General features: G+C 53.9%; 15 protein-coding genes. 1 reads left to right on the top strand and 14 read right to left on the bottom strand.

Going from position 1 to position 18055, the window contains the following annotated elements; genetic code table 11:
* Positions 1-1029: 1029 nt before the first annotated feature.
* From HYD27_RS21605 to HYD27_RS21550, 12 genes are all read right to left on the bottom strand, one after another.
* Positions 1030-2106 (bottom strand): bifunctional 3-deoxy-7-phosphoheptulonate synthase/chorismate mutase, encoded by a 1077-nt coding sequence (locus HYD27_RS21605; protein ID WP_219218576.1) that lies wholly within the window; start codon positions 2104-2106, stop codon positions 1030-1032.
* Positions 2107-2596: 490 nt separating this feature from the next.
* Complete coding sequence (locus HYD27_RS21600; RefSeq protein ID WP_219218574.1) at positions 2597-4861, bottom strand: PAS domain S-box protein; 2265 nt, start codon at positions 4859-4861, stop codon at positions 2597-2599.
* 207 nt (positions 4862-5068) lie between these two features.
* Entirely contained in the window at positions 5069-5458 is a 390-nt protein-coding gene (locus HYD27_RS21595; protein ID WP_219218572.1) for a response regulator, read from the bottom strand.
* 145 nt (positions 5459-5603) lie between these two features.
* A complete protein-coding gene (locus HYD27_RS21590; protein WP_219218571.1) occupies positions 5604-6278 on the bottom strand; it encodes a Na-translocating system protein MpsC family protein in 675 nt (224 codons plus the stop codon).
* Positions 6279-6633: 355 nt separating this feature from the next.
* Positions 6634-7104 carry a hypothetical protein gene (locus HYD27_RS21585; protein ID WP_219218569.1) on the bottom strand — a complete coding sequence of 157 codons (471 nt, stop codon included), beginning with the start codon at positions 7102-7104 and terminating at the stop codon, positions 6634-6636.
* A 413-nt stretch (positions 7105-7517) separates the two neighbouring features.
* Positions 7518-8318 carry an alpha/beta hydrolase family protein gene (locus HYD27_RS21580; RefSeq protein ID WP_219218567.1) on the bottom strand — a complete coding sequence of 267 codons (801 nt, stop codon included), beginning with the start codon at positions 8316-8318 and terminating at the stop codon, positions 7518-7520.
* Positions 8319-8342: 24 nt separating this feature from the next.
* Entirely contained in the window at positions 8343-9407 is a 1065-nt protein-coding gene (locus tag HYD27_RS21575) for an ABC transporter substrate-binding protein (protein WP_228745245.1), read from the bottom strand.
* Between the two features lie 100 nt (positions 9408-9507).
* On the bottom strand, positions 9508-9840 hold the full coding sequence (locus HYD27_RS21570; RefSeq protein ID WP_219218565.1) for a 4Fe-4S binding protein: 333 nt from the start codon (positions 9838-9840) through the stop codon (positions 9508-9510).
* Complete coding sequence (locus HYD27_RS21565) at positions 9837-11450, bottom strand: FAD-dependent oxidoreductase (RefSeq protein ID WP_219218564.1); 1614 nt, start codon at positions 11448-11450, stop codon at positions 9837-9839. The genes HYD27_RS21570 and HYD27_RS21565 overlap by 4 nt, the downstream gene beginning before the upstream one ends.
* Positions 11451-11488: 38 nt before the next feature.
* Entirely contained in the window at positions 11489-12376 is an 888-nt protein-coding gene (locus tag HYD27_RS21560; RefSeq protein ID WP_219218562.1) for an ABC transporter permease, read from the bottom strand.
* A 15-nt stretch (positions 12377-12391) separates the two neighbouring features.
* Positions 12392-13195: an ABC transporter permease gene (locus HYD27_RS21555; RefSeq protein WP_219218560.1), complete on the bottom strand. Its 804-nt coding sequence runs from the start codon at positions 13193-13195 to the stop codon at positions 12392-12394.
* Positions 13196-13320: 125 nt separating this feature from the next.
* On the bottom strand, positions 13321-14097 hold the full coding sequence (locus HYD27_RS21550; protein ID WP_219218558.1) for an ABC transporter ATP-binding protein: 777 nt from the start codon (positions 14095-14097) through the stop codon (positions 13321-13323).
* A 476-nt stretch (positions 14098-14573) separates the two neighbouring features.
* Between HYD27_RS21550 and HYD27_RS21545 the strand changes: the two genes are divergently transcribed.
* The gene (locus tag HYD27_RS21545) at positions 14574-15677 is read left to right on the top strand and encodes an LLM class flavin-dependent oxidoreductase (RefSeq protein ID WP_219218557.1); all 1104 of its coding nucleotides are present in this window, start codon (positions 14574-14576) and stop codon (positions 15675-15677) included.
* 1003 nt (positions 15678-16680) lie between these two features.
* On the opposite strand, the gene HYD27_RS21540 is transcribed toward HYD27_RS21545, so the two are convergent.
* Positions 16681-16920 (bottom strand): hypothetical protein, encoded by a 240-nt coding sequence (locus HYD27_RS21540; protein WP_219218555.1) that lies wholly within the window; start codon positions 16918-16920, stop codon positions 16681-16683.
* A gap of 4 nt (positions 16921-16924) precedes the next feature.
* Positions 16925-17926: a TIR domain-containing protein gene (locus tag HYD27_RS21535; RefSeq protein ID WP_219218553.1), complete on the bottom strand. Its 1002-nt coding sequence runs from the start codon at positions 17924-17926 to the stop codon at positions 16925-16927.
* Between the last annotated feature and the right edge of the window lie 129 nt (positions 17927-18055).

Raw genomic sequence — 18055 nt, 5'->3', positions numbered from 1 at the left:
AACTGGATATGAAAGGAAATTTTCGCAGGGGGGATCCCCCCTGACCCTTGAAAACCATTCCTATCCATTGTCCCAATGGATATCCTACAACCTTTAAAGATAATTACACAAACTTCTTGACGCTACCAAGGGCAGACATTTTAGTGGTAAAAAGGATAACTAATCCACCGCATTCGGATTCCGGATCATCCCTAGTGGGAAAAAGTATAACTAATTCGGCTGAAATCAGCCGTATGGGGGGAGCGGGCCTCCATTAAGTGTACAAAATCCCACTAAAGCCCGTTAAAGCCAGGATTCCAGCCCATTAGTGTTACTTTTTACACTTCGCTTCAGTCCCCTATGAATCTCTTCCTTGCGTTCCATCAGCTTGTTCAGGTTCGCCGGTTCATTTCATATAAGCCGGTTCCATTCCTATACATTAAGTTTCTTTATTGTGTTTTTTAAAGATGACAGAACCGCCTCCCGCTTAAACAGCGAAGCGAAGCGGACGGACCCGCGGAACAGCGGCAGCGGCCGCCTGGGTCTCCGGATTTTCACCGCTAAGAGACTGCGACGAAATAAAGTACCGCTACATTGTTGACAAAACTCCCAAAACCGTGGAGATTTTGTCAACAAAAGCGGGACTCATTTCCTCGCAGCTCCTAAGGGGAATGAAATAAATCTGGAGAACACTGCGACCCGGACAACGCTCTGTTCGCGGAGCGTACACTCCAAAAGCCTACGTCTATCCTGCGCAAGTGGAAACGGCTTCGCCGTCCTTATAAGGACGGTATCCGTTTCAGCGGGAAAGATAAGGCTAATGTATAGCGTGAAACCTATAAATTCTTATCTTTTAAAAAAAAGAACCCTCCACAAAGGGTCCTTTCCTCTATATATAAGTCCTGCGAGGCACCGCCTGTACTCACACCTGGCAGACGGCTTTCCGCCTGCCGCCCGTATTCGTGTTGATGACCCTCGCAGCCTCGTACATCTCTTTAAATTTCTCCATTGAAAACCGGTCAGCTCATGAATTGACCGGTTCTGGCCGATTCAGCGGTACAGTCCGGAAGCCTTCACTTCATTGAAAAAGTTATTGAATTCCGGGATATTGAGCTGCTGTGCAGCATCGGACAGCGCTGTGGCCGGATCGGGATGCACCTCCACCATGATACCGTCGGCTCCTGCCGCGAGCGCGGCCTTGGCACAAGGGATCAGAATGTCCTTGCGTCCGGTAGAGTGGGTCACATCAACCAGCACCGGCAAATGGCACTCCTGCTTGAGAATCGGCACAGCCGAAATATCCAGCGTATTGCGGGTCGATTTCTCATAGGTGCGGATGCCGCGTTCAATCAGCATAATCTCCATATTGCCGCGGGACATAATATATTCGGCCGCATGGACGAACTCATCCAGCGTTGCCGACAACCCGCGCTTCAGCAGCACCGGCTTGTTCACTTCTCCCACTGCTTTGAGCAGCTCGAAGTTGTGCATATTGCGCGCGCCAACCTGAATCACATCCACATAATCAAGAGCCTCTTCAATATGGCGGGGGTCTACAATTTCACTGATGGTCAGAAGACCATACTCCGAGGCCGCTTCCCGCAAAATTCTCAGGCCGTCCATTCCAAGCCCCTGGAAATCATAAGGCGAGGTCCGGGGCTTGAAGGCACCGCCGCGCATAACCTTAACACCGGCCTGCTGCAGGGCAGCGGCAACCGTACGTGTCTGCAGCTCACTCTCCACAGAGCAGGGACCTGCAACCATCAGCGAGGATGATCCGCCGACGGTAACGTTCCCCGGAAGAACGATAACCGTATCCTCGGCATGGTTTTTCCGGGCCACCAGCAGGGATTTCTTGTGCTCCGTACTCTGCAGATCAAGAGATGCGGAGAAAATCTGCTTGAAGAGGGTGCGGATCGTCCCGCTTGTGAAAGGTCCCTTGTTGCCCGCCACCAGTTTCTCCAGCATCTGTTTTTCCCGCTCAGGGTCGAACTTCGGCACACCCTGCTTTTCTTTGACAGCTCCAATTTCCTGTACTATCCGGGCCCGCTCTGAGATCAGCTCCAGCAGCTGCCCATTGATCCCATCCAGACGGGCTCTCAGCTCATCCAATTCCACGTTGCTCATTACCTTTCCACTCCTTCTTGTAACTGATTTGAACCATGAACGCAAAAAAGGCCCCCGCCGCAAGGGACGAGGAGCCGTGGTACCACCCTAATTTAGAAATCAATCCCCCTGATTGCTCAGCTGCCCAAGCACTGAAAAATGCCGTCCAGGCAAGGATCAATTCTGTCTACACCCGGTAACGCGGAGCGCGGGCCATCCTACACATAACTGCTGCAGCAGTGTACTTCAGAGGCCGACTCGGAAGTGAACTTCGGCGCAAACCGTCTCATGTGGGTGCTCTCAGTCTCCGGCACACCTTCCCTGTTAAGATCCGCTTGCTTGCGCTTACTCTCTTCGTCACAGTCATTTCATTATGAACCGGAGCTTGAATGCACCAGTTAATGCTATCTTAATCAAAATAGGAAACACATGCAAGATATTAATTCACCGCATTCCAGCTTTAACGCAGTGAAATTGTTGTATTTTCACAATGGCAGGCAGAAGCTGAGCTTCAAAAAAACTTGCCTATAACATTCGCAATCGTCTCGCTTCTCAGCGGCTTGCTGATATATTCATCCATTCCGGCCGCCAGGCACAGCTCGCGGTCACCTTTCAGCGCATTTGCCGTAACGGCAATAATTACCGGCTGCCTGTCCGGAGGCAGCGTTTCCTTGATCGCCTGAGTAGCCTCCAGGCCATTCATACGCGGCATTTGCACATCCATAAATACAAGATCGTAGTCCACGCTTCCGACCATCTGCAAGACCTGCAGCCCATCTCCCGCAACGTCTACGGTATAGCCGCGTTTTTCCAGAATTTTGCGCAGCACAATCTGATTGATTTCATTGTCCTCTGCCACCAGTACCCGCAAGGAACGTCCGTCCGCAAGCGGTTCTCCCCCGTTGTTGCCGCTTTCTGCACCAGTCAGACCGGCTCCTTCTTCCTGAAGCGCCACAGTGAACACAAAAGCCGCCCCTGTCTCTACTCCAGTATCCAGAGCGATTGTGCCGTCCATCAGCTCAACGAGCTGCTTCGTAATCGCCAGCCCCAGCCCTGTGCCCTCATGGCGCCGGTTCATGAAATGATCCAGCTGATAAAATGGCTCAAACAGCCTGCTGCGTGAGCTCCCGGGAATGCCAATGCCGGTATCGGCCACTGTGAATTCCAGCTTCACCTTTCCTCCGTTTCTTGCCTGTGTCCGCACTGTCACCTTTATCCCGCCAGTGTAGGTAAACTTCACCGCATTCCCCACCAGATTGAGCAGAATCTGCTTCAGTCTTTCACCATCTCCAACAAGATGCCGCGGCACATCCGGAGCAACGGCCACCTCAATCCCCAGGCCTTTCTTATCCGCCTTATGCTGCAGCAGCTCAAGCACCGAATCCACACAGGCCGTCAGATCAAACGGCGCTTCGTGAAGAACGGTTTTGCCCGCTTCAATTTTGGAGAAATCCAGCACATCGTTGATAATATTCAGCAGAGTATCACCGCTTTGGCGGATAATATCCAGGTATTCCCTTTGCTGCGAACCCGGCTCGCTCATGTCCAGCAGCAGATCCGTCATCCCGATCACGCCATTCATGGGCGTGCGGATTTCATGGCTCATCATTGCCAGAAATTCGCTTTTGGCCCGGTTTGTTTTCTCTGCGGCCTCCTTCGCAATCAGCAGCTTCTTCTGTTCGGTAATATCCTTAACGATGATGTAGAAGCCTACTGTGTTCCTGTTGACTTTGATGGGAGCAACTGTCGTCAGCACCTCAACAGCATGTCCTCCCCTATGCCAAATGCGGTCGATGCTTACCTCTGCGGAGCCCCTCTCTTGGGGGTAGGATATAACTTCCTCAAGATGCTCTAAGCCGATGATCCGGCCCGCGTTCATTCCTACCAGTTCAGGGATGCTGTAGCCTGTAAGCTCGCAGGCTTTCTCATTCCCATTGATGATCCGGCCCTCAAGATCAAGGGAAATAATCGCATCATGGTTGTATTTTTTGAGGGAAGTATACCGCTCTACCGATTCCTGCAGCTTCTGTTCCACAATTTTACGCTCAGTAATATCGCGGCCTACGGCGAGCACGCCTGGAGGATCTCCGTCTTCAACCAGCCGGATAGTAAATTCAAGCCACAGGTAACGGCCGCCGGCGTGGAGAACCCGCAACTGGACGCTCTGAATCCCATCCGGATTGGAAATATCCAGGGCAGCCAGATCCTCAGGGTGAATCAGTCCACGGATATCGCGGCCAATCAGCTGCTCCGGCTCATAGCCAAGCATTTCCTTGATGGACGGCGAGCAATACCTGCATAAATGCCCCGCCGTGGAGTAATAGACTATATCAGTAATATTGGCAGCAATCAGCCGGTACAGCCCATCTGCCGGAGCAAGCGGCTCTTCTGCCTCATCCATGGCGGCAAGCTCCGCTATATGTATTAAATAGTACAGCTTCCGTCCAGTCGAAGGTTCGCTGACGAGCGTCATATGGAGCACCAGCGGCACCTGTGGACCGGAAGCATGGGACATGTAAATTTCGCACTCAAAAAAAGGGATTTCTCCCCTTCCCAGAGCACCAGCCATTGCTGCATATCTCTCCACAGAATTTCCGCACAGAAGCTCTCTGAAATGCTTCCCCAGAAGCTGTTCCTCCGTAAATCCGAGCAGCATGGTTACCGCTGGATTTACGCTGGTCCATTGCTCGTCAATGGAGAGGAAAGCTGCTCCAACCACTCCCGTTCTGCAAGCAGCCTCAAAGCGGGAATATCCTTCTGCATGCTGTTTTAACATGTAATCCACCGCCCGTTTGTGGAGTATCAAACGCAAGAAATTTATATTAAATCTTCATTATAAATATCTTGCATATTCGGGCGAAAGTCAAATGGTAATCCAAGCTTGTTCAGTTAAACAGAACCGGTCTTTAGGGCGGAGTTCTCCCCAGTTCCCCACCTATCACTAACCCATTCCTTCTCTTTGGCAATGTCTGCAGCAGCATTATCAGCTAATCCCGGCTAAAAGTTTCTTTACAGCCTCCGTCAGGGCCTTGACCTGAAAGGGCTTAGTCATATAACCGGAAAAACCCGCGTGCTCAGCCCGTTCAATATCCGAGCTCTGGGCAAAGGCGCTGATTGCCAGAACCGGTATCGGGCGGGTAGATTCGTCTGCCTGCAGCTGATCCATAGCTTCATATCCATTCAGGTCGGGCAAACCGATATCCAGAATAATAAGATCCGGCAGCTTCTGCCGGGCGATCTGCAGACCAAGCGCTGCCGTCTCGGCTTTCAGCAGAAGTACGGAGGGCAGATTTTTTTTGAAGATATGGTGCATCAAAGCCATATTAAGTTGATTATCTTCTACATATAGCACTGTCTGCTTGTATTCCTCCACCAGTATGTCCCCCCAAATGTCCAGCGCAATTCCCTAATGAGCAGTCAAAAAATAAAAAAGCCGAAGAAAGGGACCATTCCCCCTTCTCCGGCTCATGTTCGGCTCATTTGCATGTCCGACTCATTTCCGCCTCATATGGTGGTAATTAAAGAAATGTATAGGCAATCACGCTGGTATCTTTGTCGAAATCCCAATCCACGTAGATGTCGGCAAGCTCCTTGCCAAGCATCGGCGCAATCGTGGTGGTATCCTCCAAGTAACGTTTTTCCATCTTGCGTTTGGTTGTCTTGAGCGTGTTCTCGTAACCAAGGCCGATCAGTTCCTTCTCCAAAGGAATCAGAATGCCTTCACGCTTAATAATCAGGGTGCGGGGTCCCAGCCACCAGGAATCAGTGAATTCCGGCTCCTTCTGCACCTTCCTGCTTACCTCGTTAATCTGGGCATGAACCTCATCCCGTCCAGCATAATCGTCAATGGCTACTCCATCTTGCTTGATAAGCGCAACGATCATTCCTGAAGCGTTATGTATACCCCAATCATAAAAAAGCTCGCCGACCTCAATAGCCATCATGTCCTTCAAGTATGCCGCCAGCTCCGGAAGCAGCGATTTCATCAAAAGCTCCCGCGTGTAACGAAAGGCCTGTTCTTCTTCCTTGTTAAGCAAAAACCGTTCCACAGGACCGATAAAATTACGTATATGCAGTGCTATGCATTGCTTCCCGATGGAAGCATGTATGGACTCGGGGCCTTTCCCGAATCGCTCCCGAAGCAGTCTTCCTGCATAACTGGATAGTTGGCTAGTAAGTTCCGTAGTGCTCATTCAATTTCCTCCAGCGTTATATTCTTTTGTCTGAGTTTGTTAGTGTGGGGAGAACTCCGCCTGCTGAAAGAAACGGCTAGTTCTCTTAAGTATAATATTATCCGGCGGCATAGTATACAGTAAAATTAGCCAGAAGATTGACAATAATAATTGTATTATGTAACACAGCCAGCAAATGCGGCTTCAGCCACAGTATCCGGATCTGCAGAAGGAGCGATCCTGCGGCGCTTGCCGATGATGAGATCAAATGGAATTCCACCAGATCCTGGTTGACCGCCAAGGCAACGCAGTGAAGCGCTGCGAATCACCTGTTGATCCGCCTGACCTCGAACCGGCCATCCGGGAGCTGCTGCAATTATTCCACTTCAACCGAGAAATAGAATTCGGCCTGCCCTTGCTCGAGGAACCATTCACAGTGAATCCGGTACGTGTAGACGCCTTTGGCACCGGGAACAACATAAGCATCTTTGCCGTCAGCGTTCATATTGACAAGGGAGAACTCCCTAATGCCCGCAGGAGCCGTAGTATTTATGGCAGAACCTCCCGGCACAGCAACCGGATCAAGCTCAGGTATGGCGGCATCCACACTTATGCAGCTGCCCGCTGCGGGTACGCACCAGGAATACCCGCTGCGCTTAACATCGATGGCAGTACCATTAATGGTTATCCCGGGAGAAGGCGGCTGGTCAGCCTGCACCCATCTGGATTGAATGGCTTGTTCGGCAGTTATCTCGGGAACATTCTTGTTATGGCCGGCTTTGTATCCGAGAAAGAACATGAAGGCAAGAGAAAACACGAACATTGTTCCCAGCAGGGTTCTTCTCATAATCATTCCCCCTTTCTATCCATTAAGACGGGATAACTGGATAAAAGTTGCTGCTATGTAGGAGTGAACTTGAGAGCTGCAGCATTTATGTCCGGTCACAATAGAGAATTTGGGTTGACTGTACTTTATGCAATAGAAGGCAGATACAGTTCATACACGGGTTATGCTCAGCACAAGTTCAGAGGTCAACAAAAAGGAGTACCCGCTGCGGCACTCCTTTTTGTTGAAGGGCTAAAGTTCAATTAATCCGGAGAGGCCTTCCTACTTGCCCCGGTAGGCTTCCGTGAACACTTCAAAAAACGGCGTTGTGTCCCGCTCCGGCGGGTCGGCGCCGGCCGGCACCAGCACATCTGTTGCAGCTTGCAGGTGATGCTGCGCCATTTACGCTTCCTCCTCTCTGACCAACAGGCCTATCAGCCCAATTGCTCATGCAAAAATTCTATGGTGAGGGCTGCCGCCTCGTTAAGCGCAGACGTGGGACCTTCGTAAGGATCGGCGGTATTGAAGGTATGATCCGCTCCTTTAACCGCGTGGTAGCGATGCTGCGGCGCCGCCTTACGGAAATCCGCATTCTGCTGAAGCAGCGCCTCACGGTCCTGATCGCCTTGAATAATCAGCGCCGGGGCAGATAGAGCCCCCAACGCGCGTTCCAGGTCAAACCGCTGCTTGTTCCGCTGCAGATCCTCTGCAACGGCGGCCTCCTGCAAGGTAGGCTCCGGACCCTTCTCCCCCTGGCGGCGCACCGGCGCGGAGCCGCCGTTCCAGACCACCAGCGCCCTCACTTCCGGATGCTCCGCTGCGAACACAATATTGCTGCCGCCTGCACGGCTGTGCCCCAGCACCGCCAGCTGCTCCGGGTCGGCCAGCTCCCCAAGCGGCAGCCTGCCCTCCAGCAGGCTGTGCAGCAGCTGCTCCAGTTCAAGCAATTCCCGGCTCAGTGTTGCGGCCTCCGCAGCAGCTTGCGGGCTTATTCCTGCGGCACTGCGGGCAGCAATGCGTGAAAAGTTGAAGCTCACAGTATAGAAGCCGCTCTCGGCAAGCCGGGTTCCCACCCCGGGCCAGAAGGCCCAGTCCTTGTGGCCCCGGAAGCCATGGCTGATCAGGACTACAGGCTTCGGATGCCCGTCCCGGAGGACGCGCACTTCTCCTTCCAGATACAGCCCGTTGTCCAGCGGCAGCCTGAAGCTTTCCACAGTTAAGATCTCAGCACCCATGCTTTTGCCCCTTTCATGTACCCTTTATTGCAGCTGCCAGTCGCTGATATTGAAATCTTTTTTGGCCAGCTTCTCTTCCACCAGGAAGTTCTTTGTGCCTTCGAGCAGCTTCGTTCCCTCCTCGGTGAACGGCGTATCCTTGATATCGCTGATCGGATTCACCTGCTTCGCAAGCTCCGGCGTTGTATCGCCGATTTCAGCCAGAAACTGATAATATTCATCCTCATGCTGCTTCAGATCAGCCAGAGCCTTCTCGCGCGCCGCATTCCAGACTTCCGGAAAATCCGGGAACTTCTCCAGATATTCCTCGGATACGACCGTAGCACTGGAGCCCAGCAAATCCGGATGGCTTGAGGCATCATCCAGATGGGTGTAGCCCTGCTCAATGAGCTTCAGCGCCGGCACCCCGCTGTTGGTTGTCGCATCCACATCCCCGCGGGCCAGTGCGGCAGTGGCATCAGGAATAAGCATATGAACCAGCTTATAATCGGTCACGCCTTCCTGCTTCAGCAAGCCGACTACGTAGCGGTGCATGAAGGAGCCCTTTTGGATCGCGATGGTCTTGCCCTGAAGTTCCTTCACCGTCTTCGGGCCATCCTTCTTGCCGATCAAATAGCCTACGGTATGGGCGGAGGACTGCCCGATTAATCTTGTCTTGGCCCCGGAGGCATACGCGATAATGGCAGGGGTATCGCCAAGACTGCCGAAATCCAGGCGGCCGCTGATCAGCGACTCGGTCTGGTCCGGACCATTCGGGAAGCCGGTCAGCTTCACTTCGGTAATGCCGTATTTCTTGAGCTCTTCCTGAATGATCCCTTTGTAGAAGCCCCAGCCCTCAGCGCCGCCAGGCAGGTTCAGCTTGTTGGAACCGATGAAACCAAAATTCAGCACCGCCGGTACATTGCCGGACGCTTCACCACCCGCTGCCTCGGCAGTGTTCCCTGCCGCCGCCGGGGAACTGCCGCCACTAGAGTTCGCATTGTTTCCGCAAGCCTGCAGCACCAGCATGACCATGACCACGCCCGCGATAAGTGCGAGGCGGCCCCCTTTTTTCCATCTGCTCCGACTCTCTCTGTACGTCTTCTTCATTGATGTGTTCTCCCCTCGAGCTTCTGCTGAATGATTTTGTAATAAAGGCCGATATCCTGCTTCTGTTCTCTTATGATCCGCTTGCCGGTGCAAATTGCACTCAGAAGCCGGCTCTGGCCGCCAGCTTATACATGAAGTCATGACTGGCCACCGGCTGTCTGCCCTTGCCCCAGCCCACCTTTTCACGGTATCCGCCAAGCAGTCCCTGCTGTTCCGCCTCCGCCTCCGTCACCCCGGTAACAAGTTCCGAATCAGGAGCGACATACAGGGCGTCCACCGGGCAGTACAGCTCACACATGAAGCAGGTCTGGCAATCGCTCTGCCGGGCGATAACGGGAATTCCATTCTCCACCCGGTCGAATACATTCGTCGGGCAGACAGACACACACTGGTTGCATTCTACACATCTGTCGGCGCTGATGACTTCAATCACAACAGTACACTCTCCTTCGCCACTTCTTCTGTTCTCACCCAGACCTCATCCAGTCCGCCGCTGATCAGCCGGTGATGCTGGCCGTTGTCCGTCTGCTTGTAATCCTCCCGTTTATGCATGCCCCGGGTCTCCGTTCTTGCCAGTGCGGAGCTGTACATCCAGCGGGCCGTCGCCGTCATGGCCTCCGCCTCACGCGCCCGCACACCTTCGGGTGTACGTTGGATTTCGCGGCTGCGCTGCTCTTTCCACAGTCCGTCCAGCCTGTCCAGGGAAGCGGTAAGTCCCTGTTCCGTACGGAACAGATTAATATCGTAAGGCTTCACTTCAGCCTGCACGGCGGCGGCATAATCCGCTGCTCTGGCAGCCGCTCCCGGCTGTACTTCCCGGTGAACCAGCGGCGAGGAAGACAGGCCGGCCGGCGTGCGGTGAGCCGCATGTCTGCCGAGGCTTGCCGCGTAAGCCGCCGCCCCCTCCCCGGCGAAGGACCCGGAGGACATGGCCCAGGCGGCATTGTGGCTGCCGCCGCCGGTGAAGCCTCCGCAGATCAGCTCGCGGGTAGCGGCGTCTCCTGCGGCATACAGGCCGGGCACTCCCGTTCCGCAGTCCTCATCCGTGATGCGGATGCCGCCGGTACCGCGCACCGTGCCTTCGAGCCGCAGCGTTACCGGGAAGGCATCCTTGAAGGGATTGATGCCCAGACGGTCAAACGGCAGGAAGAAGTTCGTCTGCGCGACCCGCAGCAGCGGCTGCAGCTCCTCCGAAGCACCGTCCAGCTTCGCGTATACCTGCCGGCCGGCCAGCAGGTTTCTGGCAATGACGGAGCGTCCCTTCTTGGAGCCGGCGCCTTCCACTACACTGCCGTCCTCGTAATAAAAGCTGGCGTAGCTGTAATACGCCGTCTTCGTGACGGAAGAGAAGGTGGGGCAGATTGCATAGGCATTGGAGAATTCCATGCCCGACAGGCTTGCCCCCGCCTCGGCGGCGAACAAATACCCGTCGCCGGTCAGGACGTTGCAGCCCAGCGCCTTGCTGAGGAAGGCGCACCCGCCGGTGGCAATGACCACGGCTCCAGCCTGCACGCTCCAGGCCTCTCCGCTCTGGGTCTGCACTCCGGCGGCTCCGGCGACGCCGTGCTCATCGGCCAGCAGCTCCAGCACCGGGCTGTGGTCGAGAATCTTCACGCCCGCCTTCTTCACCAGCTTGCGCATCAGCCGCATATATTCCGGCCCCTGCAGGCTTCTGCGGTACTGGTTGCCCTGCTCATCCAGCGGAAACGGATAGCCCGACACACCCAGCCTGTTCATGTTCTCATAGGTGCGGTCCAGCACCCTGTCCATCCAGCGGTGCTCGGCGAGCTGGCCGCCCATCGTATAACGGCTGGCCTTCGCTTCCTCGCGGAGCTTCGCGTCCGGCTTCACATACCAGACGCCTGTCCCCGAAGGCGCCGTTGCGCCGCTGGAGCCGCAGTAGCCTTTATCTGCAAGGATAACCTTCGCTCCCTTGGCCGCCGCCGTAAGCGCCGCCCAGGTTCCTGCCGGCCCTCCTCCAATCACAAGCACATCCGCTGTCAGATCCAGCGTTCCCTTAAATTCCGCATGATTCATTGTCATAGCCCCCTTGGTTTCATGGTTTCGTGATTTCATAAGCGTTAGCCTTGATAGCTGTCACGCCAGTACAGGAATTTGCGCTCAATGGCGCGGAACAGAGAATCGATCAGCTTGCCGACCACAGCAAAAATTAGAATGCCTACAAAGATAACCTGCGTATTGGAATTCTGCTTCGCTTCATTAATCAGGAACCCCACGCCGGACTGTGAGCCAATCAGCTCTGCGACCACCAGTCCGATCCAGGCTACCGCCATCGACAGGCGCAGCCCCAGCAGAATGCCGGGCAGCGCCGCCGGCAGAATCAGCCGCCGCAGCTTCTGGAGCGGGCTGAAGCCCAGCACCTTCGCCACTTCAAACAGCTTGTTGTCCACGCCCCGGATGCCCATAAAGGTATTGATATAGAGCGGAAAGAATGAACCGCTCATAATAATGACCACCTTCGAGACCTCGCCAAAGCCGAACCACAGGATAATTAGCGGCGCAATTGCGAGATGGGGAACCAGCCGCAGCACCTGAACACTGGGGTCGAGCAGATATTCCGCACTGCGGAACAGGCCGGTCAGAATACCGAAGAACAGGCCGAGAATGCCGCCGACGAGAAAGCCGATGCCCTCTCTGCCCATACTGACGCCCAGATGGTGCGGAAGCTCCCCGGTCACTGTAAGCTCCGCAAACGCCGAGAGAATTGACAGCGGCGTCGGCAGAAACTCCGGCGAGATCAGGCCGGCACTGCCGGCAAGCTGCCACACCACAATGACTGCGGCAGGGATTGCCGCACCGGTTCCCCAATCGGACAAACGCATCTTCCAGGCAGGCGATAACGGTGAATTTCCGTTCTTATGTGCAGTTATGGGAGCCGTCCCACTATAATCCCGGGCTTCTCTTACCCCCTTGGCTGTCTTGACAATCGCCTCAATTCCTTCGCTCATGGTGTGTATCTCCTCCTATCCTTGATAGCTGTCCTGCCATCTCAGCAGACGCCGTTCAATCAGGCGGACAACGGTATCGCTCAGCAAGCCGGCAGCGGCAAAAACAATAATGCCCACGAATACCACTGGCGTATCGGCAAATTGCCGGGCATCCGACATCATATAGCCGATGCCGGAGGTGGAAGCAATCAGCTCTGCGACCACCAGTCCCAGCCAGGAGAGTCCCAGCGACAGACGCACACCGAGCATTATGTTCGGCACCGCCGCCGGCAGCACCAGCCGGACAATTTGCTTCACGCGGCTAAAGCCCAGTACCTTGGAGACCTCAAACAGCTTATTGTCCGTCCCGCGTATGCCCATGAATGTATTGATATAGACCGGAAAAAAAGCGCCTTTGGCAATCAGCAGCACCTTGGATTCCTCTCCAATGCCAAACCACAGGATGAACAGCGGCACAACGGCCAGACTGGGAATCATGCGGATCATTTGCAGCGAGGGGTCGAGCAGCTTCTCCGATCTGCGGAACAGCCCGACCAGGATGCCGGACAACAGTCCCAGCCCGCCGCCAAGAAGAAATCCCGACAGTGCCCTGGCCACACTGATTCGCAGATTGCTCCACAAATCACCGCTGGAAGCCAGCGCAACGAACGACTCAGCAATGGTATAAGGAGTGGGAAACAGCATGTCGGAGATCATTCCGTAATGTCCCAGCACCTGCCACAGGATCAGTATGCTTCCCGGCAGCAGCAGGCCCAGACCGGCAACTGCAGTTTTTCCCGGTCTTCCGGCGCTTCTCACCGCCGCAGCCCTTTGAGCCATGAGTGACTCCCCCTTTTTTAATATTTATATACATAAATTCACATAAGGTAAGTCGGATATATTGCCGCAAGAATTGCTCTGCCTCCCCATTCAGAAGCAGCGGCGTCCGATCGGGTCCGGCTTTACTAAATTCCCGCCCCGTCGGTCAGCTCAAGCTCATCCACTTTTTCGAAATGATTCAGCACCTTGAGGCGCAGCTCCTGAAAAGAATTCGTGGTTTTTTTGCGCGGATACGGCAGGTCCACCGGAACGATCTTGCGGATCTTGCCGGGACGCGGCTCCAGAATGACTACCCGGTTGCCCAGGAACACCGCTTCATCAATATCATGGGTCACAAAAATCATTGTGGTCCGGTTCCGCCGCCAGATATCCAGCAGCACCGTCTGCATATGCGCACGGGTGAACGCATCCAGCGCCCCGAACGGCTCGTCTAGCAGCAGGATCTTGGGATTCCGCAAAAGCGCACGGGCAATGGCAACACGCTGGGCCATCCCGCCGGACAGCTCCCGGGGATAGGCTTTTTCGAAGCCGTTCAGCTTGACCAGCTCAATCAGCTCATCGACCTTCCGGCGGATTTCCGGATTCCCGAGCGGCAGATCGGAAGCGATATTCTTCTCCACGGTAAGCCAAGGGAACAGCCGGTGCTCCTGAAAAATAAACCCTTTATCGATGCCCGGCCCGCCGATCTCTTCCCCCTCCAGCGTAACTCTGCCGGTATAGCCGGTGTCCAGGCCGGCAACGATGCGCAGCAGGGTGCTTTTGCCGCAGCCGCTCGGCCCGATGACTGTAATGAATTCGCCCTCCTGCACCTGAAGCTCGACATTCTGCAGCGCCTGCACCGGCCCGCCGGCTGTGCCAAAGCTCTTGTTCAGCTGTGTAATCGACAGCAATGCTTCACCCATAACCGTTCCTCCTTCAGCCTAAGTTCTCAAAGATTGCACCAATAAAAACAGAGGTTCCGCGCAGGTGGATAAGCACGGATACCTCTGTCTGAACAGTCGGCATTATTGAATTCAAAGTAAATCAATTGGATTTGTAAATTTAAAATAACACCTATCATCAGGTCTGTCAACAAAAATTCACAATTAGATCAGATTACATCTCTTTGGTCATTGCAATCTAGCCTTCACTCTGATTCCAGGCAACATTCCATTGGGCGCGAAAAATCCGTTCGAATTCTCTCATGGATGAAAACGGCAAAATCCAATACACTAAACATAAGCAAAATCATCCATTCGCCAATTCTACAAACTTACACTCATATACTTACATTTTGTAAGTTGTTGTGATACAATAACTTGTATTCCTGCTTTACCGGACGGGCTTAAGCAGCCGTGAACAAATTCAAATATTCTATAGTACAAGGGGTTTATGAATCATGGATAACAATACTAAGGAACAAGTGCCGGATTTTGAATTTGGTATCTATACGCTGGGGGATATTGTAACCGACTGCCACACAGGGCAGCGGATCAGCCCTCAGCAGCGATTACATGAGGTTATTGAGGCGGCCAAGCTGGCTGATGAAGCCGGGCTTGATGTGTTTGGGGTGGGCGAGCATCACCGTCTGGATTTTGTCATCTCCTCCGTGCCGGTCGTGCTGGCCGCCATCTCCCAGGTGACCAAGCGGATCAAGCTGACGAGTGCGACTACCGTGCTGAGCACCATCGACCCTGTGCGGGTATTCGAGGATTTCGCCACTCTCGATCTGCTGTCAGGCGGCCGTGCGGAAATCATCTCCGGACGCGGCGCATTTCTGGAATCTTTTCCGCTGTTCGGTTATGAGCTGGAGGACTACAAACGCCTCTTTGCCGAGAATCTGGATCTGCTGCTGGGACTGAACCAGCATGAAGTGATGAACTGGCGGGGAACGTTTCGTCCACCGCTGAACAACGCCGAGATTGCTCCGCGTCCCCTGCAGCAGAAGCTTCCGCTCTGGATCGGCATCGGCGGCTCCGCCGAAAGCGCCGAACAGGCCGGCCGTCTGGGCATAGGCATGGCTATTGCGATTCTCAGCGGCAGTCCGGAGCCTTTTCAGAATCTGGCCGAGACCTACCGCCGCAGCGGAGCCGCAGCCGGACATTCCGCAGCAGACCTGAAGATCGCCATAACGAGCCACGGCTACATTGCCAAAACCCCGCAGCAGGCGCTGGATGAATATTACCCTTACTATTACAGCTACCGCAACGCCATCAGCCCGCATCCCGGTCAGGAATACCGCGTCTCGCGCAGCGATTTTGGCCGCTTCGTGTCCCCGGTCAATACCCTGGCTGTCGGCAGCCCGCAGCAGATTATCGAGAAAATCCTGTACCAGCATGAATTGTTCGGCCATAACCGCTTCATGACCCAACTGGATATCGGCGGACTTCCCTACCCCAAGGTGGCGGCTGCGATTGAACTGCTGGCTGCAGAGGTAGCCCCGGCTGTACGGCGGGAAATTGCTAAGAAGAACAGCGCCAGCTCCCCGGCCCGGGAGATTTAACATCATGTGCCGCAAGCAAACAGAAGGACAAGTGGAAAAGGATAACGTCCTTATAAGGACGTTATCCGTTTCAGCGAGAAAGATAAGGCTAATTTACAGCGTGAAACATATAAATTCTTGTCTTTCAAGTGGAAACGGCTGCGCCGTCCTTGACCCGGCTGCGCAGCTGTTGGCATTCAGGTGTAAGGCTGGCTTCTGAAGCCAGGCGGGAAGCCAAGTGGAAAAGGCCACTTCATATTCCCCCAGCCGCTTTTCGCAAGGGTTAGCGGGAAAAAGGATCCCTAATCTATCCGTTTCTCTCCCTTTCAGAGGAATACGACTACATTAAGATGAACTTGAACCATTCATAACAAAGGGCAGCCATCTTAGTGGTAAAAAGGATCACTAATCCACCGCATTCGGCTCCTGGATCATCCCTAGTGGGAAAAAGTACAACTAATCCGGCTGAAATCAGCCATATGGGGTGAGCAGGCCTCCATTAGGTGTACAAAATCCCACTAAAGCCCGTTCAAGCCAGAATTCCAGCCCATTAGTGTTACTTTTTACACTTCGCTTCCGTTCCCTATGAATTTCTCCCTTGCGTTCCATCAGCTTGTTCAGGTTCTCCGGTTCATTTCATATAAGCCGGTTCCATTCCTATACATTAAGTTTCTTTATTGTGTTTTTTAAAGATTACAGAACCGCCTCCCGCTTAAACAGCGGAGCGGACGGACCCGCGGAACAGCGGCAGCGGACGCCCGGGTCTCCGGATTTTCACCGCTAAGGGGATTGATAACGTGAAACATATAAACCTGAATTTCGAAAGTGAATTGAACCAATCCAGATCGGACAAGGGATACCCCCTCTTTTTCCTTCACCCATTTGGTGCAAGCTGTTTTTAGCAAGAAATCCCTTCGTGTAGAGCTTTTTAGAGGATTTGTGGATACTTACTTTCGAAATTCAGGATAAATTCTTATCTTTGAAAAAAAGGGCCCCCGGCATTGACCGGGGACCCCTGCTTCAGTTAAGCGAACGAAGGCTTGTTATTATCGACCTTCCCGCTGATGAGCTTCTTGTATTCGTCGTCTCCGCCTTCCAGGGAGGGCGCAATATATACGTTGATGGCCGGCGGTGACAGCTTGGTGGGCCTCCCGGACCCCGCTTTCCGCTTCGTGCGTCCCTTGCCGCCCTCACTGCTGCCGCTGCCGCTTGCGGTTCGGCGGACAGCACTGGACAAACTGGCTGCATTCTTCATATTCTTCATCGTGTCAGTCCCCTCCCACTAAATGATTGACGGTACGGAACAAATCCCGGTTGTACGACACGACCTCGGTCAGATCATCGGCAGATAATCCGTCGCTTCCGGAAAAATGTACAGAAAGGACATGCTTCTCACCTAAAGGATAGCATAGGATATATACCTCCGCAACTTCCGTTCGCTGAAAAAAGGTCCATTCCTTGGTCATAAAAGCATCCAGCACCCCCGGGCGGGAACCCTTTTCTTCGGTCAATGAAAATGGATAGGAATGCCCGCGCCCCACATTTCCGCCCACCTGCACCAGTCCTTCCTGCTCACGGGCCTGCCACATGGCGGCGCCGATCACCCGGCAATGCTTGGGCGGCAGAAAGGAATTGCGGACCGCTTCGCTGAGCGCCTGATAGTTCTCCCCGTCTTGAGGAGTGGTCACATTACTATTATATTGCCAAAAGAAGTGAAGGATACTTTCTTTTCGCCTAAGCTCAAGCTTTAGCTGTTCCAGCTCCTTCTGCGGATCAGAATAGCTCCCCTGCTCCTGAATGCTGTCAATGATTTTGCCGCAGCTTACATCCACGGCTGCAACCGGATTCTCATGCTGCCATTCATATTCCAGGGGCGTGAGCCCGGATAAATCCGAGAGCAGATGATACTCCTCAATGTTCTCGCCGGGAATCAGATCCTTGCGGGCAGGCACCTGATCCGGCAGCAGGCAGAAAACGCGGCTGCGCCGCAGCCTGGCCCAGAACAAGCCCATTTCGAACTGTGTGTTGTCCCGGGTCACATAATAATATTTGCCGCGGATTCTGGCAACATCATCGGGCGAGAACACAAATACGGCAAAATCGCTCTCATCCAGGTTCCGCTCCAAGGCTTCCATGGTATATTCATTAGCCCGGAAGGCGTGGGCATACCAGGGATTCACCTGGGCCTCCCGCTTCAGCTGCTCATGTATCGCCCGGGCGTAGCGTATGGATTCTCTGGAAGATCCAATGAATAATTTAGGTCTGGTCACGTTGGCACTCCTTTGTCGGCTTTCCCAATATGTAATAATTATACAATTGAATGCCATCCCGGAATAGAGGTATATTTCCGTTTGAATTTTATCTTGTTTTGTTTCCCTCCGGTTGGAACGGGTAATAAA

The organism is Paenibacillus sp. S150 (assembly GCF_019352175.1).
Lineage (GTDB): Bacteria > Bacillota > Bacilli > Paenibacillales > Paenibacillaceae > Paenibacillus_AQ.
This window is presented reverse-complemented; position numbering and strand designations above follow the sequence as displayed.